Origin of the sequence: Paraburkholderia fungorum (assembly GCF_046027215.1) — a bacterium.
Lineage (GTDB): Bacteria > Pseudomonadota > Gammaproteobacteria > Burkholderiales > Burkholderiaceae > Paraburkholderia > Paraburkholderia fungorum_D.
The window spans coordinates 2,871,921-2,895,936 of record NZ_JAQQEN010000001.1; the positions used below are offsets into that span (position 1 = coordinate 2,871,921).

Below are 24,016 nucleotides of genomic sequence, written 5' to 3' on the forward strand. Positions count from 1 at the left end.
GTTAGCGGATAATGCCGCGCTGCGATGCTTCGACAAACGCCAGCAGCGTCTGCACCGCCGCATCGCCGTCGCCACCCGCGGTCGCGAGCTCGCGCAACTGCGCCTTCGCCTCTTCCAGCGACAAGTTGTTCTTGTACAACACCCGGTACGCCGCGCGCAGCGCCGAAATCGCATCAGGCGAGAAGCCGCGGCGACGCAAACCTTCAACATTGATGCCGTGCGGCTCGGCCTTGTTGCCGGCGGCGATCACGAACGGCGGAATGTCCTGCACCAGCGCCGAGGCACCGCCCAGCATGGCATGCGCGCCGATGCGCACGAATTGATGCACGCCCGACATGCCGCCGACGATTGCGTGGTCGCCGATCGTCACGTGACCGGCCATCTGCGCATTGCTCGACAGAACGATGTTATTGCCGACGTGGCAGTCGTGCCCAATGTGCACGTACGCCATGATCCAGTTGTCGTCGCCGAGCGTCGTCACGCCCGAGTCCTGCACCGTGCCGGTGTGGATCGTGGTGAATTCGCGGATCGTGTTGCGGTTGCCAATCACGAGACGGGTCGGCTCGTCCTTGTACTTCATGTCCTGCGGCCGGCCGCCGACCGATGCGTAGTGGCCGATCCGGTTGTCTTCGCCGATCGTGGTGTGACCTTCGACCACGCTGTGCGAACCGACCGTGGTCCGTGCGCCGATCGTCACATGCGCGCCGATCACGGCGTACGGTCCGATTTCGACAGATTCGTCGACTTGTGCGCCCGGTTCGACGATCGCAGTGGGATGAATCCTGCTCATGCGTCCTCGCTTCTGATTCTGTTGCGTTGTCTGGATGGACCTGGGGCGCCCTCGCTGCGCGTGCAGTGAGCCGCTGTGGACGCCGGACGCTGCCTTACGCGTCCTTGTCCGTGTGCCGCACCGCGCACATCAGATCGGCTTCCGCCGCCACGGCTCCATCCACTTCGGCGCGCGCCTTGAACTTCCAGATGCCGCGCATATGACGCTCGAACGTGCAGTTCAGGATCAGCTGATCGCCCGGTTCCACCACGCGCTTGAAACGCGCGTTGTCGATGCCCACGAACAGATACAGCGTGTTCGACGGATCGCTCGGTTCTTCCGAAAACGTCAGCAGGGCTGCCGTTTGCGCGAGCGCTTCGAGGATCAGCACGCCGGGCATCACCGGACGGGTCGGAAAGTGACCCTGGAAATACGGCTCATTGATCGACACGTTCTTCAACGCTTTGATGCTCTTGTGCGGCTCGAGTTCGAGCACCCGGTCCACCAGCAGGATCGGATAGCGATGCGGCAGCAGCGTGAGAATCTTGTGAATGTCGAGATTGATTTTTTCGGTGCTCATGGTGTTTCTACTCACGCATTGACTGCGCGATGATGACTGCGGATGCTGGTGCAGGTGGGTTGGTAACGCATGCTGCCGGCGCTTGCCGTGACCCGGAGGCCATGCCACCCGGTCACGGCAACCGACTTGTTTCCTGAAGCTCGCCCGCTATTTTACGCGGTACTGGGCGGGCCGCCGTGATATCTCAGGCTTTGTCGCCTGCGGAGTTGCTTGTCGCGTCTGCCTGCTTATCGGTTGTGGCGGTGGCCTCGAGTGCCTTGATCCGGTCGCGGAGCTTGTCGATATTACGCAGCAACGCGGCGCTTTTGTTCCAGTCCGCATGGTTGACGGCCGGGAACGCGCTGGTGTACATGCCGGGCTTGAGCAGCGACTTCGACACGCCCGACTTCGCCGTGACGATCACGTAGTCCGCCAGCGTGACGTGCCCGGCAATGCCGACCGCCCCGCCGATCATGCAATGGCGGCCGATCGTCGTGCTGCCCGCGATGCCCGAGCAACCGGCGATCACCGTATAGGCACCGACCTTGCAGTTGTGGCCGATCTGTACGAGATTGTCGATCTTCACGCACTCTTCGATGATCGTGTCGGCCATGGCGCCACGGTCGATCGTGGTATTCGCGCCGATTTCGACGTCTGCCGCGATCGACACACCGCCCACCTGCGGAATCTTCACCCAGCTGCCGGTGCGCGCGTCGCCTTCGCCGACGAAATCCGGCGCGAAGCCAAAGCCGTCTGAGCCGATCACCGCGCCGGCGTGCACGATGGCGCGCTCGCCGAGCTTGCAGCCGTAGTACACCGCCACATTCGGATACAGGTGCGAACCTGCGCCGATCTGCGTGCCGCGGCCGATAAACACATTGGCATCCAGCCGCACGTGTTCGCCGATCACCGCACCCGCTTCCACCGTGACGTTCGGACCGATCACCGCGCTCGCGGCGATCTGCGCCGACGGATCGACGGTTGCGCTCGGATGGACGCCTGGCACCGGTTTCGGTGCAGCCATGTCGATGAAGGTTTGCGCGATGCGTGCGAAGTAAGCGTACGGATTCGGCGTGACGATGAAGTTACGATTCTCGCGGGAAGCGAGCTTGGCGAGGTCGTCGGCATTGATCAAGACGGCGCCCGCACGGGTCGTCTCGACCTGCGACAGGTACTTCGGATTGGCGAGGAACGCCAGCTGGTTCGGGCCTGCCTGATCGAGCGGCGCGAGACTGCCGACGCGCTGCGAACCGTCTCCGACTACTTCACCGCCGAACTGTTGGACGATGTCCTCGAGCGTAAATGCCATGCCTTTCCTGTCTCCTGTGTCGACCAGAGTTGGCGCTTTAGCGCCTACTCTGGTCCCAAGCAACGCTGTCGATCGGAGTTAGCGCTTTAGCGCTTACTCCGATCCCATGCAGAGCATGTCGACCAGAGTTGGCGCTTTAGCGCCTACTCTGGTCCCAAGCAACGCTGTCGACCAGAGTTGACGCTTTAGTGCTTACTCCGATCCCAAGCAACGCTGTCGATCGGAGTTTCCGCTTCAGCGCTTACCCCGCTCCCATGCAACATGGTCGCTGCCGTTCAATCCAACCTGTCACCTCTACAACCGAGCCGTCCGAGCCGATCAATGCCCGGGGCTACCCTGCTTAGTTACCCGACGCGGCAAGTGCCTTCAGCACCTGATCGGTAATATCGATACGCGGGCTCACATACACCGCTTCCTGAACGATCAGGTCGTAGTGCTGCTGCTCGGCGATCTGCTTGATCACCTTGTTGGCCCGGTCGAGCACTGCTGCCAGCTCTTCATTACGGCGCTGGTTCAGGTCTTCGCGAAACTCGCGTTGCTTGCGCTGGAAATCCGTATCCAGTTGCGACAGATCGCGCTGCTTCTGCGCGCGATCGCCCGCCGACATCGATGCGCCGTTCTTGTCGAGCGAATCGGACATCGACTTCAGCTTCTGCGCCATGTCGGCCAGATCCTTGTCACGCTTGGCGAACTCAGCCTCGAGCTTGACCTGCGCGGCCTTCGCGGCAGCCGATTCACGCAGGATACGATCCGAATTCACCGCAGCGATCCTGGCTTCCTGCGCGTGCGCCACGCCGACGCCCAGCGTCATTGCCAGCGCCAGCGCGCACGCCACACGTTTCGAAAACATACCAGTTAGCAAAGTCGCCCTCTCGATACTGTAGTTTGGCCGGACCGCCGGATCGCCGGACCGCCGGATCGCCGGACCGCCGGATCAGAACGCCGTCCCGATCTGGAACTGGAATTTCTGATACTGGTCGCCGGTGTGCTTGACGAGCGGGAAGCCCAGGCTGAGCTTGAGCGGGCCGATCGGCGAAATCCAGGCAAGACCGATACCGTAGCCGTAACGCAGGCCGTTCGCGCCGGTCGACGTAGCAGCAGTACTCGCGTCGGCCCACACGTTACCCGCATCCAGGAACGTAAAGACCCGCAGCGTACGATCGTAGCCCGTGCCCGGCAACGGGAACGTCAGCTCGATATTACCCACCAGCAGCTTGGAGCCACCGATCGGGTCGTTCGTGGTTGCGTCGCGCGGACCCAGCGAACTCGGCTCGTAGCCCCGCACCGATCCGATACCGCCGGCGTAGTAGTTCTTGAAAATCGGGTATGGCTTGCCGCTGAGGCCGTTACCGTAACCGCCCTGGAAGTTGAAGCCAAGCACGAAGCCGCGCGAAAACGAATAATAGTACTGCGCGTTGATGTCGGCCTTGTAGTACTGGGTGCCGCCGATCGGCGTGCCGTACTCGGCGTTCGCCTGCGCGAAGTAACCGCGGCTCGGCACCAGCGCGCTGTCACGCGCGTCGCGCGACCAGCCGACCGTGAGCGGTACGTTGTTCGAAACACGCCCAAATTCCTGAACATACAACTTGTACGAAGCCGGCGTATTCGCGTCGACGTCCAGCTGGTTCTGCTCGAGGCCGGCACCGAAATACACCGTGTCGACTTCGGAGAACGGAATACCAAACTTCAGATCGCCACCGATCGTGACGATCTTGAAGCTCGAGTCGGTCGAATAGTACAGCGGCTGGTACGTTTTGTAGTAGACGTCGGTAATCCGCTTGATGCCGTCGACCGTGAAGTACGGGTCGACCTGCGTGACCGTCAATGTTCGGTACGTTTTGGCGGTATTCACGTTCACCGAGAGACTCGTGCCCGAGCCGAACACGTTGTCCTGCGACACGCCCGCGGACAGCACCACCTTGTCGGTCGACGAGAAGCCCGCGCCCAGCGTGATCGCGCCGGTCGGCTTTTCAGCCACTTTGACGTCCACATCGACCTGGTCCGGCGTGCCTTCGACCGGGATCGTGGTCACGTCGACATCCGTAAAATAGCCGAGACGGTTGATCCGGTCTTTCGACAGCGCGAGGCGATTCGAATCGAACCACGAGCTTTCGAGCTGGCGCATTTCGCGACGCACCACTTCGTCACGGGTACGCGTATTGCCGACCACGTTGATGCGGCGCACATACACGCGGCGGCTCGGGTCCACTTGCAGCGTCAGGTCGACCTTGTGGTGTTCCTGGTCGATCAGCGGTTGCGCATTGACGGTGGCGAACGCGTAGCCGTATTCGCCGAGCTTGTCGACGATCGCCTTGGTGGTAGCCTGCAGCTTTTCAGCCGAAAAGCGGTCACCTGGTTTGATCTTGATGAGCTTGGCCAGCTCCGGCTCGCGATCGAGCAGGTTACCCGCCAGCTTGATGCTGTTGATCGTGTACGGCTCGCCTTCATGCAGCGTGACCGTCAGATACATGTCCTTCTTGTCCGGCGTGATCGACACCTGGGTCGACTCGATGTTGAACTCGAGGTAGCCGCGATTCAGGTAATACGAGCGGACGTTTTCGAGGTCGCCGGTGAGCTTGTCTTTCGCGTACAGGTCGTTCTTCGTGTACCACGAGAACCAGTTCGGCGTGGACAGCTGCATTTCGTCGCGCAGCGTACCCGTGCTGAATGCCTTGTTGCCGATAAAGTTGATCTGGCGGATCTTCGCGCTCGGACCTTCTGCCACCGAGAACAGCACCGCCACGCGGTTGCGGTCGATCGGCGTGATGGTGGTGGTGACTTCCGCTGCGTAATAGCCACGCGTCAGATACTGGCGCTTCAGTTCCTGCTCCGCTTTGTCGACGAGCGCCTTGTCGTAATAACGGCCTTGCGACAGACCAACCGCGCGCAGCGCCTTGGTCAGGTTTTCCTTGTCGAACTCATGAATGCCGGAGAAATCGATCGTGCCGATAGCCGGACGCTCCAGCACTTGCACGATGACGACGTTGCCTTCGGTCGAGATCTTGACGTCGTTGAAAAAGCCCGTGGCATACAGCGCGCGAATGGCTTCTGAAGCCTTGTCGTCGCTAAAGGTGTCGCCTTGCTTGATAGGCAGGTACGCGAACACGGTACCAGGTTCGACGCGTTGCAATCCCTCGATCCGGATGTCTTGCACCACGAAGGGCGTCGTTGCGTGAGCAACCAGCCCATGCGCGGCGAATGCCGCGGCTATAACCGTCTTTGGAACAAAGCGATGAGGTTTAAACAACGTGCTTCCCCAGTGTGTATAGCTGCATCAGGTCAGACGGTCGCCATCGTGAGCGCCGCCGGACACTTTAAAAATGGATTAAACGAGCCAGATCGTTGAACAGCGCGATCGCCGACAATGCGACGATGCAGGCGAGACCCGCCCTCTGAAAAACGAGTTGCCAGCGATCGGAGACAACTTTGCCGGTTACAGCTTCAACCAAATAATATAACAGATGACCCCCGTCCAATACCGGAATTGGTAACAGGTTCAGTACGCCGAGACTAATACTGACAAGGGCCAGGAACGACAGAAATGCAGAAGGGCCTAGACGTGCGCTCTTTCCTGCGTAATCGGCAATCGTCACGGGGCCCGACAAATTCTTTAGCGATGCCTCGCCGACAATCATCCTGCCGAACATGCGCACCGAATACACCGCGAGATCCCACGTGCGGCGCGCGCCCAGTTGCAGACTTTCGACCGGCCCGTAGCGCACGTCGATCGACGGCACCTGGGTGGCCAGTTCCGCGCCGATACGGCCGATCTGCTGGCCCGATACGTCGTCACGTTGGGCCTGCGGAACGATGCGGATGTCTTGCAACCGGCCCGCTGCCTGCGCGCCTTGAGCGCCACGCTCCACTTGCAGCGTCACAGGCTTGCCGGCGTGCGATTTTACATAGGCGATGAAGGCTGTGGCATTGTCCGTGGGGATGCCGTCGACCGCGCGCAGACGGTCACCCGGGACGAGACCGGCCTGTTGCGCCGCGCTGCCCGGCTGCACACCCGCGACCGTCAGCTTGCCACCACCCGGCTCGAAACCGAGATGCGACATAAAGTCGTCGTCGACCTCTTTCTCGGTGATACCGCGCAGGTCGAGCTGGAAATCGGACGTGCCGTGGGCATCCTTTGCGCTCAACACCACCCGCTTGTGATCGAATGCCGCACCCAGCAGCTTCCAGCGCAAGTCGGACCACGAACGCACCGGCTCGGATTCGCCGGCGTTTTCGGCACGTACCGCGACGATGGTTTCCCCGCCATCGAAACCGGCCACCGCCGCCGGCGTGTTAGGCGCGGGCGAAGCAACCACAGCCGCGGGCTCCGTCACGCCCGTGGCAAAGACGAGCGCGAACAGCACGATGGCAAGCAGGAAGTTCGCGACCGGCCCAGCCGCGACAATCGCGAAACGGCGCCATACCGACTGCCGGTTGAACGCATGCGCCAGTGCCTCGTCGGGAATCGGCGCGCCGCCGGTTTCGCGCTCGTCGAGCATCTTCACGTAGCCGCCGAGCGGCAGCGCGGCGATCGTCCACTCCGTGCCCGTCTTCGGACTCACCCACTGGAACAGCGGCTTGCCGAAGCCGATTGAAAAGCGTAATACCTTGACGCCGCACAAACGCGCGACACTGTAATGGCCATACTCGTGGACGACCACGAGTACGCCGATCGCTACCGCGAAGGCGAGCAGTTCGATCAGCAGATTCATAAGCGCCTCACTGGACGGCGCGTTCCGTGCGACGGGCGCCGTCCGGCAGACGCGCGATGAATTCAGCAGCGGCGCGGCGCGCGGCGGCGTCGGCCTCGATCACATCTTCAAGAGCGTGTGCGCTGCGGTTGGGCAATGCATTGAGCACCGCGTCGACGACCTGGGCGATCGCCATGAAACCGATCTGGCGCGACAGGAATGCTTCAACAGCGATTTCATTGGCGGCGTTCAGCGCCGCGCTTGCCACGCCGCCCTCGGCCAATGCCTTCACGGCGAGCGCAAGGCACGGGAAGCGCGTGTAATCGGGCTTTTCGAACGACAGCGACGCGACCTGCAGCAGGTCGAGTTGCGCGACGCCCGAATCGACGCGCTCCGGAAACGCCAGCGCGTGCGCGATCGGCGTGCGCATATCGGGGTTGCCGAGTTGCGCGAGCACCGAACCGTCAGCGTACGACACCATCGAATGAATCACGCTCTGCGGGTGAATCAGCACCTCGATGCGTTCACCCGGCAGATTGAACAGCCAGTGCGCCTCGATCACCTCGAGACCCTTGTTCATCATCGTGGCCGAGTCGACCGAAATCTTGCGGCCCATGACCCAGTTCGGATGCTTGCAGGCTTCGTCCGGCGTGACGTCGACGAGCGTGGCCGGTTCGCGCGTGCGGAACGGGCCGCCCGAGGCGGTCAGGATGATCTTCGAGACGCCGCCGTGCAACTCGGCTTCACGCGGCAGGCATTGGAAAATCGCGTTATGTTCGCTGTCCACCGGCAGCAGCACCGCGCCGTGGTCGCGCACCGCGTCCATGAAGATCGCGCCGGACATCACCAGCGCTTCCTTGTTGGCGAGCAGAATGCGCTTGCCGGCACGCGCAGCGGCAAGACTGGGCGCAAGGCCGGCCGCGCCGACGATCGCCGCCACCACCGTATCGCAGCCGTCGCTCTTCGAGACGTCGACGAGCGCCTGCGGACCGTACGTGACCTCGGTCTTGCAGCCCGCCTCGCGCAATTTCGCCGCGACCCGCGCGGCCGTGTCGGCGTCGCCGACCACCGCGACTTCGGGCTGAAAGCGCAGGCATTGTTCGACGAGTTTGTCGCCGTTGCGATGCGCAGTGAGCGCGTAGACCGAAAAGCGCTCGGGATGACGCGCGACGACGTCGAGCGTACTGTCTCCAATCGAGCCCGTGGAACCGAGCAATGTCAGACGTTTTTGCATATCTCTTTCTCTAGCCGAGCAGCAGCATGGCAAGCGGCAGCACAGGCAATAATGCGTCGATGCGGTCGAGCACGCCACCGTGTCCCGGCAACAGGCCGCTTGAATCCTTCACTCCGGCCTGGCGTTTCAGCATCGATTCGAACAGGTCGCCCACCACGCTGAATGCCACCAGCAGGGTCAGTGCGAGCAGCGTGCGTACGGCGCCCAATTGCGCCAGCAGCGCAGAATACAGGGTCGGCTCGAACGCGTGCAAGAAGACCGCCGCCGCCGCGACGATCATGACCACCAGCCAGCCGCCGATCGCGCCCTCCCAAGTCTTACCCGGACTGATGGCAGGCGCCAGCTTGTGTTTTCCGAAGGCTTTTCCCGAGAAGTATGCGCCGATATCGGCCAGCCATACCAATAGCAGCAGCGACAGCACGAACGGCACACCCTCCATGCGCGCGGCGACGAGAGCATGCCAGCACGCGACGAATACGACAATGCCGGCCAGAAACAGAAAGGTCCGCCACGCGCCGCGCGCGAGAGTGGGCTTGCGCAACAGTACGAACGGACCGGCAATCACCCAGAAGATGGCGGCCGCCTGAAACAGCGGCCGCGGCGCCTCGACCCCACTGCCAAGGCGCGTACTTGCGACCAGCGCCACCGCCGTGACCAGGGCGTAGACCACGGGTCCGGCACCGCCGAGCTTGAGCAGACGAGCCCATTCCCACGCCGCGAACACGACGACGAAGGCGATCAACGCGCCGAACGCGCCCACCGGCGCGAACAACGTGACCGGCAGCAGGACCGCCAGCAGGATGATCGCCGTGATGACACGGGTTTTTAGCATGGAAGCGAATCGACGTTTTGCGATTGCGGCTCGAGTTGAGCACTGGTGCGGCCGAAGCGGCGTTCACGCTCCGCATACGAAGCGATGGCGTGGCCGAGGGCGTCGGCGTCGAAATCCGGCCAGAAGGTATCGGTGAAGTAGAACTCGGTGTAGGCGAGCTGCCAGAGCAGGAAATTGCTCACACGACGCTCCCCACCGGTGCGGATGAAGAGGTCCGGCTCCGGCGCGTAAGCCATTGAAAGATGTTCGGCGAACGATTCCTCGCTGACTTCAACCGCCTGCCCGGCCTGCGCCGACTGCTCGGCGAGCTTGCGGGTGGCTTGCATGATGTCCCAGCGGCCACCGTAGTTGGCGGCGATGGTCAGCGTGAGACGGGTGTTGCGCGCGGTCTTGGTTTCCGCGCGCCTGATCAGATCGCGAATGCGCGCATCGAATTTCGACAGGTCGCCCACCACGCGCAGGCGGATGCCGTTCGCGTGCAGCTTGCCGATTTCGCGCTCCAGCGCGGTGACGAACAGGCGCATCAGGAACGACACTTCGTCATTCGGACGGCGCCAGTTTTCGGAACTGAAAGCGAACAGCGTCAGATACTCGACGCCCTGCCGCGCACAGGCCTCGACGGCTGCGCGCACCGCGTCGACGCCGCGTGTATGGCCGGCGACGCGCGGCAGGCGCCGCTGGGTTGCCCAACGGCCGTTGCCGTCCATGATGATCGCGATATGTCGCGGCACCGCGGCGACATCTGGCACGCGCACGGTTGAGCTGGTATAGGTCATGGCCGTCGGGACAGTGACTGCAAATAAAGAAGTGGAAATCCTGAAAGTGCTGAGTGCCCAACCGGCCTCAGACCGTCATGATCTCGGCTTCTTTCGTCACGACGAGTTTGTCGATTTCAGTGACGAACTTGTCCGTCAGCTTCTGAACGTCGTCACCCGCACGACGCTCATCGTCTTCTGAAATTTCCTTGTCTTTCACGAGCTTCTTGAGTTGCTCGTTTGCGTCACGGCGCAGGTTGCGCACCGCCACTTTGGCCGTTTCGGCTTCGCTCTTGACCACCTTGGTCAGTTCGCGGCGGCGTTCTTCGGTCAGCGCGGGCATCGGCACGCGGATCACGTCGCCTTGCGTGGCCGGATTCAGACCCAGATCCGACTCGCGGATCGCCTTTTCGACGACCTGCACCATTTTCTTTTCCCACGGCTGCACGCCGATCGTGCGTGCGTCGATCAGCGTCAGGTTCGCAACCTGCGAAATCGGCACCGGCGAACCGTAGTAGTCGCACTGGATGTGATCGAGCAAACCCGTGTGCGCACGGCCCGTGCGGATCTTCGACAGGTCGTTCTTGAACGCGTCGATGGAACGCTGCATCTTTTGTTCAGCGCCCTTCCTGATATCAGCCACAGACATTTTTAAACCTCCGAACCTTCAAAACGGTGCGAGCCGGCCAGCGCGCGCAAAAAGCGGCGGCCTGGGCTCGCGTTAAAGCCCACGTTATGTGAACGAGAGTTTACACGTGGACGAGCGTGCCTTCGTCTTCGCCTTGTACGATGCGCTTGAGCGCGCCCGGCTTGACGATCGAAAACACCCGGATCGGCAGCTTCTGGTCGCGGCACAGCGCGAACGCCGTGGCGTCCATTACCTGCAGATTACGGCCGATCGCTTCGTCGAAGCTGATCGTGGTGTAACGGGTCGCGCTGGGGTCTTTCTTGGGGTCGGCCGAATAGACGCCGTCCACCTTGGTGGCTTTCAGTACGACTTCAGCACCGATTTCCGAGCCGCGCAGCGCAGCGGCCGTATCCGTTGTGAAGAACGGGTTGCCGGTACCGGCCGCGAAAATCACGACTTTGCCTTCTTCGAGCTGGCGAATCGCGCGGGGCCGGATGTACGGCTCAACGACCTGGTCCATGCGCAGCGCGGATTGCACGCGCGCTTCGATGCCCGCGTGGCGCATCGCGTCCTGCAGCGCCAGGGCGTTCATCATGGTGGCCAGCATGCCCATGTAGTCAGCCGTGGCGCGATCCATACCGGCCGCACCGCCCGCGACGCCGCGGAAAATATTGCCGCCGCCGATCACCACGGCCAACTGCGTACCGAGCCGAACTACCTCGGCCACGTCCGCCACCATTCGTTCGATGGTCGCACGATTGATGCCAAAGGCATCGTCGCCCATCAGAGCTTCACCGGAGAGTTTGAGCAGGACGCGTTTGTAGGCAGTGGGCATAGGGGTATCCAGATCGCGCAGAACAGGGCAACAACAAGGGACTAATGTAGGGGTGAAATACTGATTCGGGCAAGCGTCGCCAAATTGACGAACCCAGAGGTTCGCCAGAGGCGGCTGCACAACGAGGGTCAACCCGCGCGCAGCCTTGCGGCGCCGCCGACCGCGGCAAAGTCTTGCTCCGCCGCGGGTCCAACGGTATTGCGGTAAAACTTATTGTTGCTTTGCAGCAGCGACTTGAGCGGCCACTTCGGCTGCGAAGTCGTCCTGCTTCTTCTCAATGCCTTCACCAACCACGAACAGCGCGAACTTCTGCACGCTCGAGTTGCCAGCCTTCAACATCTGTTCGATCGTCTGCTTGTCGTTCTTAACGAACGTCTGGTTCAGCAGCGACACTTCCTTCAGGTACTTCTGCACGCTGCCGTCGACCATCTTGGCGACGATTTCAGCCGGCTTGTTCGATTCGGCAGCCTTTTGCTCAGCGATGCTGCGTTCTTTGGCGATCAGGTCGGCCGGCACGTCGTCCGACGACAGCGAAACCGGCTTCATGGCGGCAATGTGCATTGCCACGTCCTTGCCGATCTGCTCGTCTGCACCCGTGTACTCGACCAGCACGCCGATGCGCGTGCCGTGCAAGTACGCTGCCAGCTTGTTCGAGGTCTCGAAACGCACGAAACGGCGGATCGACAGGTTTTCACCGATCTTGCCGACCAGCGCGAGACGCACTGCGTCGACCGTCGAGCCTTCCAGCGGCAGTGCCGACAGGGCAGCGACGTCAGCCGGGTTTTGCGTTGCGACCAGTTCAGCGATCGTCTTCGAGAAAGCCAGGAAGTCGTCGTTCTTCGAAACAAAGTCGGTTTCGCAGTTCAGTTCGACCAGCGAACCGGCGTTGCCGCCGATGAACGATGCGACCACGCCTTCAGCCGTCACGCGCGACGCTGCCTTGCTGGCCTTGTTGCCCAGCTTCACGCGCAGCAGCTCTTCAGCGCGCGCCATGTCGCCTTCGGCTTCCGTCAGCGCCTTCTTGCATTCCATCATCGGCGCGTCGGTCTTTGCGCGCAGTTCTGCAACCATGCCTGCGGTAATTGCCGCCATCATTTGCTCCTTGAGTTCCGTCTGTCACACGCCGCCCGGACTTCGATACCGGCGGCAAGAATTCGTTTCAGCGTTATGCGTACTTTTTTACGAACAACGCTTAGGCACTGCTCATAGCACACCACTACAATGTCGCGGCTTAAAAAAAGGGGGCCTGTAGAAAGCCCCCTTTTTTGCCGGACACGGGGCAGCTTTACGCTTCCGAGTTGACCTCGACGAACTCGTCGCCGTCGCCGCCACGGGCAGCCTGCACCACTTCGTTGACCGCGTTTGCACGGCCTTCGACGATTGCGTCAGCCACGCCAGCCGTGTACAGAGCGACAGCCTTGCTGGCGTCGTCGTTACCCGGGATCACGTAGTCGATGCCTTCCGGCGAGTGGTTCGTGTCGACCACTGCGATGACCGGAATGCCGAGCTTGTTTGCTTCGGTGACGGCAATCTTGTGGTAGCCGACGTCGACCACGAAGATCGCGTCCGGAATACCGCCCATGTCCTTCACGCCGCCGATCGACTTTTGCAGCTTGGCCATTTCGCGCTCGAACAGGAGCGCTTCTTTCTTGCTCATGCGTTCGGTTTCGCCTGCTTCCAGCGCTGCTTCCATGTCCTTCAGGCGCTTGATCGAGACCTTCAGCGTCTTGAAGTTGGTCAGCATGCCGCCGAGCCAGCGTGCGTTGACATACGGCATGCCAGCGCGTTGCGCCTCTTCAGCGATCGTGTCGCGCGATTGACGCTTCGTGCCGACGAACAGGATCGTGCCGCGATTCGCTGCCAGTTGACGCGCGTACTTCAGCGCGTCGTTGTACATCGGCAGCGTCTTTTCGAGGTTGATGATGTGAATCTTGTTGCGATGACCGAAAATGAAGGGAGCCATCTTCGGGTTCCAGAAGCGCGTTTGGTGACCGAAGTGGACACCGGCTTCCAGCATTTGACGCATGGTAACTGCCATGAAATTCTCCGCGAGGGTTGGGTCTTAAGCCGGCTGCCGTATCGGCCGCGCCGCCATTTCCATCTATTGGCTGGACGCGACAGACACCCTGGGTGCGCCGGCTTGCGAGTCTGCTGCCTTGATACTGCTTTCACTCCCGGCGCAGGCAACTATCACCGCGAGCGGCCTCGCCTTGTGCTTATCAACAGTAGATAAGACAAAGATCGACTTAGCCAGCGATTATAGCACGCGACTATCAGCCGACTCAACCTGCACGGCAGCTCTCAGTTACTGCCGCCGGGTTGCACCCGGGCCGTTGCTCACGGCTTTATCCGAATGGAACCACGACTAAGTGACAGTTTCGCCGCAAACCCGCGAAACCCGGCCCGACGGCTCGTACAAGAGGCCCGCCAGGCGCCGCGAACAGCCCTGCAAACAGCGCCAGCCCTATTGCAAAAGCCTGCGGCAGCGGGAATATGGTGCGATAATCCGACAATCAATAAATCGCATTTCAGGCCCGACTCATGGCTATTACGCTCAAAAACGAACACGATATCGCGCAAATGCGCGTCGCCTGCAAGCTTGCTAGCGAAGTGCTCGACTACATTACGCCGTTCGTCGCGGCCGGCATCACGACCGGCGAACTCGACCGGCTGTGTCACGAATACATGCTCAAGGAACAGGGAACGGTTCCGGCGCCGCTGAACTATCAGCCGCCTGGCTACCCGCCCTATCCGAAAGCCACCTGTATCTCCGTGAATGACGTGATCTGTCACGGCATTCCGGGCGACAAGACGCTGAAGAACGGCGACGCGCTGAACATCGACGTCACCGTGATCAAGGAAGGCTATTTCGGCGACACCAGCCGCATGTTCATTGTCGGCGAGGGGTCGATCATGGCCAAACGCCTCGTGCAGACCACCTTCGAATGCATGTGGCTCGGCATCGACCAGGTGCGCCCGGGCGCCCATCTGGGCGACATCGGCTATGCGATCCAGAAACATGCCGAAGGCCAGGGCTACAGCGTGGTGCGCGAATATTGCGGCCACGGCATTGGTACGGTGTTCCACGAAGATCCGCAGGTTCTGCACTATGGCCGCCCAGGCACCGGGCTCGAACTGCAGACCGGCATGATCTTCACGATCGAGCCAATGATCAACGCCGGCCGGCGCGATATCCGCACCATGCCGGACCAGTGGACCGTCAAGACCAAAGACCGCAGCCTGTCGGCGCAGTGGGAGCACACGGTGCTCGTCACGGAAACCGGCTACGACGTGCTGACCGTCTCCGCCGGCACGCCCGCGCGCCCGCCGGTCGTGGCCGCCACGGCCTGACCGACTTCCGCCTTCACTCGTCCACCTGCCAATGAGTAGTGTTCCAGCCGTCGCCCAATCCCATGCCACGTCGCTCAAGGCGGACTACAAAGTGGCCAAAGCCCAGTTGCTGGAACGCTTCAAGACCGCCACCAATGTCGACGCGCTGATGGCCGCGCTGGCGCGCGCGACCGACGCGTCGCTGCGTGCCGCCTGGGACACCTGCGAGCTGCCGTCCGAGCTGGCGCTGCTGGCCGTCGGAGGCTATGGGCGCGGCGAACTCGCGCCGCACTCCGACATCGACATCCTGGTACTGCTGCCGGACGCGCCGATCGCGCATCTCGAAGCGCGCATCGAGCGCTTCATCAGCCTCGCGTGGGATCTGGGGCTCGAACTGGGCAGCAGCGTGCGCAGCGTGTCGCAATGTCTCGAAGAAGCCGCGAACGACGTCACCGTGCGCACCTCGCTGCTCGAAGCGCGGCGCATCACGGGCAGCGCCCCGCTATTCGACGACTTCGTGCAGCGTTACCGCGAAGCGCTCGACCCGCGTGCGTTCTTCCAGGCGAAAGTGCTGGAAATGCGTCAGCGGCACGCGAAGTTTCAGGACACGCCGTATGCGCTCGAACCGAACATCAAGGAAAGCCCGGGCGGATTGCGCGATCTGCAGCTGATCCTGTGGATCACCCAGGCGGCCGGCTTCGGCAGCAGCTGGCGCGAGCTCGAAGCCCGCGGCCTGATTACCGAGCGCGAAGCACGCGAACTGCGCCGCAATGAGAGCTTCCTGAAGGCGCTGCGCGCCCGCCTGCATGTGACCGCCGGGCGTCGTCAGGACATTCTGGTGTTCGATCTGCAAACGCCAGTGGCGGAAAGCTTCGGCTACAAACCGACCGCCACCAAGCGCGCCAGTGAACAGCTGATGCGCCGCTACTACTGGTCCGCCAAGGCTGTCACGCAGCTCGCCACCATTCTGATCCAGAACATCGAGGCGCAACTCTTCCCCAGCACGAGCGGCATTACGCGCGTGCTGTCCGATCGGTTCGTCGAAAAGCAGGGCATGCTGGAAATCGCCGGCGACGACGTATTCGAGCGCGAGCCGAACGCGATCCTCGAGGCCTTCCTGCTCTATGAACAGACGCCTGGCGTGAAAGGGTTGTCCGCCCGCACGCTGCGCGCGATCTACAACGCCCGCGACCTGATGGACCAGCACTGGCGGCGCGACCCGGAAAACGGCCGCCTGTTCATGGAGATCCTGAAGCAGCCGGCCGGCATCACGCACGCGCTGCGCCTGATGAACCAGACCAGCGTACTCGGGCGCTACCTGCTGAACTTCCGGCGTATCGTCGGGCAGATGCAGCACGACCTGTATCACGTCTACACGGTCGATCAGCACATCCTGATGGTGTTGCGTAACCTGCGCCGCTTCGCGGTAGCCGAGCACGCGCACGAATATCCGTTCTGCAGCCAGTTGATCGCCAACTTTGACCGCCCGTGGGTGCTGTACGTGGCCGCGCTGTTTCACGACATCGCCAAGGGCCGTGGCGGCGACCATTCCACGCTCGGCATGGCCGACGCACGGCGCTTTTGCCGCAATCACGGCATCGAGGGCGACGACGGCGAACTGGTGGTGTGGCTGGTCCAGCAGCATCTGACCATGAGCCAGGTCGCGCAGAAGCAGGACACGAGCGACCCCGAGGTCATCAAGCGCTTTGCCGAACTGGTCGGCACGGAGCGCCGTCTCACCGCGCTCTATCTGCTGACCGTGGCCGACATTCGCGGCACCAGCCCGAAAGTCTGGAACACGTGGAAAGGCAAACTGCTCGAAGATCTGTACCGCGCCACCCTGGCGGTGCTCGGCGGCGCAAGGCCCGACGCGCATTCGGAACTGAAGTCGCGGCAGGAAGAGGCGCTGGCGCTGCTGCGCCTCGAAACCGTGCCGGAAGGCGCGCAAAAGGCCCTGTGGGACAAGCTCGATATTGGCTATTTCCTGCGTCACGACGCGGCGGATATCGCGTGGCAGACCCGCGTGCTGTACCGCCATGTCGAAACCGCGACGCCGATCGTGCGAGCGCGTCCGTCGCCGATCGGCGAAGCGTTGCAGGTGCTGGTTTATGTGAAAGACCAGCCCGATCTGTTTGCCGGCATTTGCGCTTATTTCGACCGCAACGGCCTGTCGGTGCTCGATGCGCGAGTCAGCACGACCCGTCACGGGTACGCGCTCGATAATTTCCTCGTCGCGCATACCGAAGAAGACGTGCATTATCGCGATATTGCCAATCTGGTCGAACAAGAACTGACCGCACGCCTCACCGGCGACGGCACCCTGCTTCCGGGACCGTCGAAAGGCCGTTTGTCGCGGCTGTCGCGGACCTTCCCTGTTACGCCGCGCGTCGATCTTCGGGCCGACGAGCGCGGCCAATACTACATCCTGTCCGTGTCGGCGAATGACCGGCCAGGCCTTCTTTATTCGATCGCGCGCGTGCTGGCCGAGCACCGGGTCGGCGTCGCTTCGGCGCGGATCAATACGCTCGGCGAACGCGTCGAAGACGTGTTCCTGCTAGATGGACACGGCCTGTCGGACAACCGCCTGCAAATTCAGGTCGAGACCGAGCTGCTGCGCGCGATTGCAGTGTGAGATTTCATGCGAGTCAAATTAACAGCCAAGCACCCGCGGCCGGCTTCGTCCGAACGCGCCCCTGTCCGTACCGGAAGCACCTCGGCGCGCAAGCCGACGCGTCCGGCCGGACCGAAACCATCGCCATCCACGGCGGGTTTTAGCGGGGCGCGGGGTGAAGGCGCTGCCGCGGGCGCTGGCAAGCGGCCGGCCGGCAAGGCAGCGGGCGCTGGCGCGCGTCCGCCACGGGCTGAAGGGTCGTTTTCGCGCGAGCGGGATGCAGGCAGCGCCGGCGCGTCGCGTCGGCCGGCTTCGGATCGCCCGCCACGGCGTGAGGGTGCCGCTGGCGCGCCGCGCCGCGCTGAAGGTGAGCGAGCTCAAGGTGCGCCGCGTCGTTTTGAGGGTAGCAGTGAGCGTGCGCCGCGTCGCTTCGAGGGCGGTGCCGAGCGAGGTGAACGTGGTCCGCGGCGTGCCGAAGGCGGTGCCGAGCGAGGCGAACGTGGTCCGCGGCGTGCCGAAGGCGGTGCCGAGCGAGGCGAACGTGGTCCGCGGCGTGCCGAAGGCGAACGCAGTCAGAGCGCTCCGCGCCGATTTGAAGGCAATAGCGACCGGGCTCCGCGTCGCGATAACGGCGAGCGCAGCGAGCGTGCTCCGCGCCGCTTCGAAGGCAGCACGGACCGTAGCGAACGCGCCCCGCGACGCGCGGACGGTGAACGCGGCGGCCAGGGCGCGCCGCGCCGGTTTGAAGGTGGCGGCGATCGCGGTGAGCGAGCGCCACGCCGCTTCGAAGGCAGCTCGGACCGTGGCGAACGCGCACCTCGTCGCGACTCCGGTGAGCGCGCTGAGCGAGCCCCGCGTCGCTTTGAGGGCAGCGCGGATCGTAGCGAGCGTGCACCGCGCCGGGACGACGGCGAACGCCGCTCGTTCAGCGGTCCCCGCCCGGGCGCAGGCCGCCCGTCGGAAGGCGGCCCGCGTGGCGAGCGCCCCGCGCGCCGGGAAGGTGGCGCGTCCGATCGGCCGCGCTTCGGCGGCGACCGTGGCGCCCCGTCAGAGCGCCGTACAGGCGAGCGCGCGCCGCGCAGTGAAAGCGCACCACGCCGCTTCGAAGGTGAACGTAGCGGCGCGTCCGAGCGCGGCGAGCGCAGCAGCTTCGCGAAACCCGTGAAAAGCGGCTACGGCGATCGCGCGGAGCGTCCTGCACGTGCACCGCGCGACGACCGCGGTGAGCGCGCCCCCGCCAAACGTGAGTTCGGCGACCGTCCGGCGCGCGCCGAACGGAGCGAGCGTACGGACCGCGGTGAGCGCCCTGCCCGTAGCTTCGACAAGACACTGCCGGCTGCCGGACGCCGCTTCGGCGATAACGAGCGCCCCGCTCGCGCCGACAAGCCGCGCGGCCCCGCGCCGGCCAGAGCCGAGCGCGACGCGGATGCCGCTCCGCGCACGCCGCGTCGCGATTACGAAGACGCACCCGGCACCCTGCGCCTGTCCAAGCTGATGTCCGAACTCGGCCTGTGCTCGCGCCGTGAAGCCGATGAATGGATCGAGAAGGGCTGGGTGCTGGTGGATGGCGAGCGAATCGACACGCTCGGCACCAAGGTCCGTCCGGACCAGCGCATCGAAATCGACCCTGCCGCAGAAGCCGCGCAAGCGAGCCAGGTCACGGTGCTGATTCACAAGACCGTCGGCTTCGTGTCCGGTCAGGCGGAAGACGGCTATCAGCCGGCCATCACGCTGGTCACGCCGGAAAACCGCTGGGAAGGCGATCGCTCGGACATCCGCTTCTCGGTGTCGCATCTGCGCCAGCTCGCGCCGGCGGGACGTCTGGACATCGATTCGACGGGCTTGCTGGTGCTGACGCAGGATGGCCGCATCGCCAAGCAACTGATCGGCGGCCATTCGGAGATCGACAAGGAGTATCTGGTGCGCGTGTCGTATGGCGAGCACGCTACCGACGTCGAAAACCACTTCCCGCCCGAAAGCCTCGCGTTGCTGCGCCACGGCCTCTCGCTCGACGACGTGCCGCTGAAGCCCGCACAGGTCAGCTGGCAGAACGGCGAACAGCTCCGTTTTGTGCTGCGCGAAGGCAAGAAGCGCCAGATCCGCCGCATGTGCGAACTGGTCGGCCTCGAAGTGATCGGCCTGAAGCGCGTGCGAATGGGTCGTGTGATGCTCGGCGCCCTGCCGCCGGGGCAATGGCGCTACCTGGCGCCGGACGAAGCGTTTTAATGTCCGGGGTTTAACGCCCGGGGTTTAACGCCCATTCAACAAAAAACCCACGCATGCGTGGGTTTTTTTATGCCACCGACGGCCGCCGAACGAACCCGCAGCCGCCGGACGAACAGCAACTTCATCAAGGGTTTCAATCGTCGCTATTGGGGTCCATATCCGGAAACAGGACCTCCGTAAAGCCGAACTTCGCGAAATCGTTGATCCGCATCGGATAAAGCTTGCCGATCAGGTGATCGCATTCGTGTTGCACGACACGCGCGTGAAAGCCCTCGGCCACGCGGTCGATCGGCTTGCCGTACTGATCGAAGCCGTGATAGCGGATCATCGAAAACCGGCTGACCGCGCCACGCAGTCCCGGCACCGACAGACAGCCTTCCCAGCCCTCTTCCATATCCTGCGAGATCGGCGTGACCGTAGGGTTGATCAGCACCGTCTCCGGTACCGGTGGCGCATCCGGATAGCGTTCGTTGTGCCCGAAGCCGAAAATGACCACCTGCAGGTCGACACCGATCTGCGGTGCGGCAAGCCCCGCGCCATTGGCGTCGTGCATGGTCTCGAACATGTCTTTGACGAGTTCATGCAGTTCGGGCGTGTCGAAGTGATCGACCGGATTGGCAATACGCAACAGACGCGGATCGCCCATCTTGAGAATTTCGCGGATCATGACTGCCCCTCCAGGAGCTTACGCATACCATCTTCGTCGAGTACGGGGATGCCGAGTTCCTCCGCTTTCGCCAACTTGCTGCCCGCTTCGGCGCCGGCCACCACATAGTCGGTTTTCTTCGACACCGAGCCCGCGACTTTCGCGCCGGCCGCTTCAAGCATTTCCTTCGCCTCCTCGCGGGCGAGGCTCGGCAAGGTACCGGTCAACACCACCGTTTTGCCGGCCAGGACGCCTTGCGGCGCCTTCGGCGCGGGTGGCCCTTCCGGCCATGTGACCTTGCCTGGCGCGCGCAGTTGCTCGATCACCGTGCGGTTGTGCTCTTCGGCGAAAAACTGATGAATCGACTCGGCAACCACCGGCCCGACATCGTTCACCTCCAGCAGCGCTTCCACCGAAGCATCCATGATCGGATCCAGCGACCCGAAATGCTTGCCCAGATCTTTCGCCGTCGATTCGCCCACGTGCCGGATACCCAGCGCATAAATAAAGCGCGCTAGCGTGGTGTGCTTGGCTTTTTCGAGCGAATCGAGCAGGTTCTGCGCCGACTTTTCAGCAAAGCGATCGAGTTCCGCGAGCGTGGCAAAGCCGAGGTTGAACAGATCAGCGGGTGTGCGCACCAGGTTCTGCTCGACCAGTTGATCGATGATCTTTTCGCCGAGCCCGTCGATATCCAGCGCGCGGCGTTGCGCGAAATGCCATAGCGCCTGCTTGCGCTGCGCCGGGCAGAACAGGCCCCCCGTGCAACGCGCGATCGCCTCGTCCGGCAGCCGTTCGATGCTCGAACCGCACACCGGGCATTGCGTGGGCATGACAAATTCGCGGGCGTCGTCCGGACGGCGGTCGAGCAGTGCGCTCACCACTTCGGGAATCACGTCGCCGGCGCGCCGCACGATCACCGTGTCGCCGATGCGGATGTCTTTGCGGCGCACTTCGTCTTCATTATGCAGCGTGGCATTCGTCACCGTTGCGCCGCCGACGAACACCGGTTCGAGCCGCGCGACCGGCGTAATCGCGCCGGTGCGGCCAACCTGCACGTCGATTGCAACGAGTTTGGTGAGCGCTTCCTGCGCGGGGAATTTATGCGCCAGCGCGAAACGCGGCGCGCGCGATACATAGCCGAGCGCCTCCTGTTCATTGCGCGGGTTGACCTTGTAGACCACACCGTCGATATCGTAGGGCAGGCTTTCGCGCTTCTCGCCTACGGCATGAAAGAACCCCAGCAAGCCTTCGGCGCCTTCCACCACCGCGCGCTCGCCATTCACCGGCAAGCCAAGCTCCTTGTACCAGTCGAGCAATTCGCTATGCGTGGCCGGCATGTCCATGCCCTCGAGCACGCCAATGCCATAAGCGAAAAACGACAGTGGCCGCTGCGCGGTAATCTTCGAATCGAGTTGCCGCAGACTGCCCGCGGCGGCGTTGCGCGGATTGGCGAATTCCTTCTGCTCCGCGGCCCGCTGCCGTTCGTTCAGGCGCTCGAAATCGCGCTTGAACATCAGCACTTCGCCGCGCACGTCGAGCACGTGCGGCACGCGCTTGCCCTTGAGCTTCAGCGGGATGGAGCGGATCGTGCGGACGTTTTCCGTGACATTCTCGCCAGTCGTGCCGTCGCCGCGCGTGGACGCCTGGACGAAGGTGCCGTCGACATAACGCAGTGAAATAGCCAGACCGTCGAACTTCAGCTCGGCGGCGTAATCCACCGGCATGGGCGGCTCGGCCGCGCTCTTGCCCAGCGCGTCGGCCACCCGCTTGTCGAACGCGACGATGTCTTCATCCGCAAAGCCATTATTCAGCGACAGCATGGGCTGATCGTGCACGACCGGCTCGAACCCGCTCGACACCTCGCCGCCCACACGCTGGGTGGGCGAATCCGGAACGATCAGGTCGGGATGCTCCGTCTCGATCTGCTGCAGTTCCTTGAAGAGCTTGTCGTATTCCGCGTCCGGCAGATCCGGCTGGTCGAGCACGTAATACGCGTAATTGGCGCGTTCGAGTTCAGCGCGCAACGACGCGGCCCGCTCTGCCGGAGCGCTGGTTGCGGAATGTGAGGCGGAAGTTCGGGCCATGCTGTCGGAAGGTTCTTTGGTGAGATTCAGACATTGGATTATCGCAGGAAAGCGTGCCCCTTTACATCGGCCGAATGGCCAGTCATGGCCAATTTCACGCACGCAATCGCCGCGCCCGGCGCTACCCGAAAGCGTTGCTGCAAACGCCGACGGCCGCACATCGTGCGGCCGTCGCGTACAACAGGATAAACAGAATCGTTACTGGCTGAACAGGCGCCGCGTGGCCGGCGAACCCGCCGGAATGCCGGCTTGCTCGAGCTTCGCGTAGAGCGTCATCAGCTGCTTTTCGATGGCCAGCAGCGCGGTTTCCGGCAACGGCCGCCGCCCGTCGTCCACCACCCGTCCGCCGATGCGCTCGGCCAACGATTTCGCGTAGTCACACATCAGGCGGAACGGCAGGATGTCCTCATCGGCCACCGGCACGTCGAGCACCAGCGTGATCATCTGGCCGCCCTTGTAGGTCAGGTCGTCGCGCAGGAAGTTGGTGTCGCCGAATTGCAGCATGAACACCGGGCTTTGCTTCGCGTCGAGCTTGACGAAGCGCGTGCCATCGCGCGAGAGCAGCAGGCCGTCCTGCGAGGCAATCGCCTGCACATAATTGGCCGACCACGGCGCGCCGTCGGAGAGCACGTTGATCGACAGTTGTGCGTCGCACTGCGCGGCAAAGCCGTCGAGCTCGCGTGCCATCGCCACGGTTTCGAGCATGTCGGGGAATTCCGGCGCAGCGTCCAGCGCGTCGGCAAATTGCTGCACGCCTGTCACGAACTCCGAAAACTCCAGTTCGTTCAGCGCGCCGCTGCGATTGGCCAGTTGCGCGGCCGCCCGCAACTCTTCATAGCGCGCGCCGTTTTGCAGCAGTTCCCACGCACCACCTTCGAGCTTGCCTTCGATATGCACCGGTTTGCTGCCCGCGCGACGCAGACGCTGCGCAAACGGAATCACCTTGTCGCCGGCTACCGGGCCGTTCAGACGGATCGGCACGATGCAATCGATGCGGCGATCGACAATGGCCGGCGGCGCCGACGAAATGGTCGTGGCCGCCGGCAGGATCGGCTCGGCCGGTTCCTGCACATCTGTCGAGGCCTCGGCGGCCGCCACGCCTTCAGCTTCCGGATAGCCATTCGGTGTGGTCGTCTCAGCCTGAATATCGGCCGGCGTATCGAGCGGCGCGGCGGTGCCGAAGGTCGGTTCGACCCGCGCAGCAGACGTTTGCGGCGCATCGGAGCCGACCACCGGCTCACGGCGCGTGGTCGGCCGGGCCGGCTCGATGAACGGGCTCTGTTCCTGCTGATCGTCCCGCGCCAGCGTTTCGGCGGCATCGGCCGGCATTGGCCGCGGCATCTTGCGGCGCACTTTCGCGCCCTGCCAGGCGTTGTACACCACCACGCCACCGACCACCACGGCGCCCGCGCCGATCAAACCGAGGGTCAACTCGTCCATGCATGCTCCATCAGCAATTCTTCTGTCTGCGCGGCTATGCGCCCGCCCCACGTGTCGCGCGGCCGATGGC

At 63.2% G+C, this 24,016-nt stretch carries 19 protein-coding genes; 3 read left to right on the top strand and 16 right to left on the bottom strand.

What is annotated here, in order from left to right; genetic code table 11:
- Position 1: 1 nt before the first annotated feature.
- The 13 genes from lpxA to rpsB form a co-directional block, all read right to left on the bottom strand.
- Positions 2 to 790 carry an acyl-ACP--UDP-N-acetylglucosamine O-acyltransferase gene (gene lpxA, locus PQR27_RS12730; RefSeq protein WP_408523997.1) on the bottom strand — a complete coding sequence of 263 codons (789 nt, stop codon included), beginning with the start codon at positions 788 to 790 and terminating at the stop codon, positions 2 to 4.
- Between the two features lie 94 nt (positions 791 to 884).
- The gene (gene fabZ, locus PQR27_RS12735; RefSeq protein ID WP_020065638.1) at positions 885 to 1,349 is read right to left on the bottom strand and encodes a 3-hydroxyacyl-ACP dehydratase FabZ; all 465 of its coding nucleotides are present in this window, start codon (positions 1,347 to 1,349) and stop codon (positions 885 to 887) included.
- A gap of 184 nt (positions 1,350 to 1,533) precedes the next feature.
- Positions 1,534 to 2,637, bottom strand: a complete 1,104-nt coding sequence (lpxD, locus tag PQR27_RS12740; protein ID WP_408523998.1) for a UDP-3-O-(3-hydroxymyristoyl)glucosamine N-acyltransferase — start codon at positions 2,635 to 2,637, stop codon at positions 1,534 to 1,536.
- Between the two features lie 340 nt (positions 2,638 to 2,977).
- On the bottom strand, positions 2,978 to 3,499 hold the full coding sequence (locus PQR27_RS12745) for an OmpH/Skp family outer membrane protein (RefSeq protein ID WP_408523999.1): 522 nt from the start codon (positions 3,497 to 3,499) through the stop codon (positions 2,978 to 2,980).
- Between the two features lie 72 nt (positions 3,500 to 3,571).
- The gene (gene bamA, locus PQR27_RS12750) at positions 3,572 to 5,884 is read right to left on the bottom strand and encodes an outer membrane protein assembly factor BamA (RefSeq protein ID WP_408524000.1); all 2,313 of its coding nucleotides are present in this window, start codon (positions 5,882 to 5,884) and stop codon (positions 3,572 to 3,574) included.
- A 67-nt stretch (positions 5,885 to 5,951) separates the two neighbouring features.
- Entirely contained in the window at positions 5,952 to 7,346 is a 1,395-nt protein-coding gene (gene rseP / locus PQR27_RS12755; RefSeq protein ID WP_408524001.1) for an RIP metalloprotease RseP, read from the bottom strand.
- 7 nt (positions 7,347 to 7,353) lie between these two features.
- Complete coding sequence (locus PQR27_RS12760) at positions 7,354 to 8,559, bottom strand: 1-deoxy-D-xylulose-5-phosphate reductoisomerase (RefSeq protein ID WP_408524002.1); 1,206 nt, start codon at positions 8,557 to 8,559, stop codon at positions 7,354 to 7,356.
- A 10-nt stretch (positions 8,560 to 8,569) separates the two neighbouring features.
- Positions 8,570 to 9,391 carry a phosphatidate cytidylyltransferase gene (locus PQR27_RS12765; protein ID WP_408524003.1) on the bottom strand — a complete coding sequence of 274 codons (822 nt, stop codon included), beginning with the start codon at positions 9,389 to 9,391 and terminating at the stop codon, positions 8,570 to 8,572.
- On the bottom strand, positions 9,385 to 10,167 hold the full coding sequence (uppS, locus tag PQR27_RS12770) for a polyprenyl diphosphate synthase (RefSeq protein ID WP_408524004.1): 783 nt from the start codon (positions 10,165 to 10,167) through the stop codon (positions 9,385 to 9,387). The genes PQR27_RS12765 and uppS overlap by 7 nt, the downstream gene beginning before the upstream one ends.
- Before the next feature lie 67 nt (positions 10,168 to 10,234).
- Positions 10,235 to 10,795 (bottom strand): ribosome recycling factor, encoded by a 561-nt coding sequence (frr, locus tag PQR27_RS12775; RefSeq protein ID WP_054035184.1) that lies wholly within the window; start codon positions 10,793 to 10,795, stop codon positions 10,235 to 10,237.
- Between the two features lie 100 nt (positions 10,796 to 10,895).
- Positions 10,896 to 11,609, bottom strand: coding sequence for a UMP kinase (gene pyrH / locus PQR27_RS12780; RefSeq protein ID WP_011488865.1), 714 nt, complete (start codon positions 11,607 to 11,609; stop codon positions 10,896 to 10,898).
- A gap of 210 nt (positions 11,610 to 11,819) precedes the next feature.
- A complete protein-coding gene (gene tsf / locus PQR27_RS12785) occupies positions 11,820 to 12,701 on the bottom strand; it encodes a translation elongation factor Ts (RefSeq protein ID WP_408524005.1) in 882 nt (293 codons plus the stop codon).
- Between the two features lie 193 nt (positions 12,702 to 12,894).
- Positions 12,895 to 13,647, bottom strand: coding sequence for a 30S ribosomal protein S2 (gene rpsB, locus PQR27_RS12790; RefSeq protein ID WP_408524006.1), 753 nt, complete (start codon positions 13,645 to 13,647; stop codon positions 12,895 to 12,897).
- A 503-nt stretch (positions 13,648 to 14,150) separates the two neighbouring features.
- Here rpsB and map point away from each other — a divergent pair.
- From map to PQR27_RS12805, 3 genes are read left to right on the top strand one after another with little or no spacing between them, the layout of a single operon-like run.
- The gene (gene map, locus PQR27_RS12795; RefSeq protein WP_408524007.1) at positions 14,151 to 14,960 is read left to right on the top strand and encodes a type I methionyl aminopeptidase; all 810 of its coding nucleotides are present in this window, start codon (positions 14,151 to 14,153) and stop codon (positions 14,958 to 14,960) included.
- 31 nt (positions 14,961 to 14,991) lie between these two features.
- A complete protein-coding gene (locus PQR27_RS12800) occupies positions 14,992 to 17,571 on the top strand; it encodes a [protein-PII] uridylyltransferase (protein WP_408524008.1) in 2,580 nt (859 codons plus the stop codon).
- Positions 17,572 to 17,577: 6 nt separating this feature from the next.
- On the top strand, positions 17,578 to 19,776 hold the full coding sequence (locus tag PQR27_RS12805; RefSeq protein WP_408524009.1) for a pseudouridine synthase: 2,199 nt from the start codon (positions 17,578 to 17,580) through the stop codon (positions 19,774 to 19,776).
- 133 nt (positions 19,777 to 19,909) lie between these two features.
- On the opposite strand, the gene def is transcribed toward PQR27_RS12805, so the two are convergent.
- From def to PQR27_RS12820, 3 genes are all read right to left on the bottom strand, one after another.
- Positions 19,910 to 20,443, bottom strand: a complete 534-nt coding sequence (def, locus tag PQR27_RS12810; RefSeq protein ID WP_408524010.1) for a peptide deformylase — start codon at positions 20,441 to 20,443, stop codon at positions 19,910 to 19,912.
- A complete protein-coding gene (gene ligA, locus PQR27_RS12815; protein ID WP_408524011.1) occupies positions 20,440 to 22,506 on the bottom strand; it encodes an NAD-dependent DNA ligase LigA in 2,067 nt (688 codons plus the stop codon). The genes def and ligA overlap by 4 nt, the downstream gene beginning before the upstream one ends.
- A gap of 198 nt (positions 22,507 to 22,704) precedes the next feature.
- On the bottom strand, positions 22,705 to 23,946 hold the full coding sequence (locus PQR27_RS12820) for a cell division protein ZipA C-terminal FtsZ-binding domain-containing protein (protein WP_408524012.1): 1,242 nt from the start codon (positions 23,944 to 23,946) through the stop codon (positions 22,705 to 22,707).
- Positions 23,947 to 24,016 lie beyond the last annotated feature (70 nt).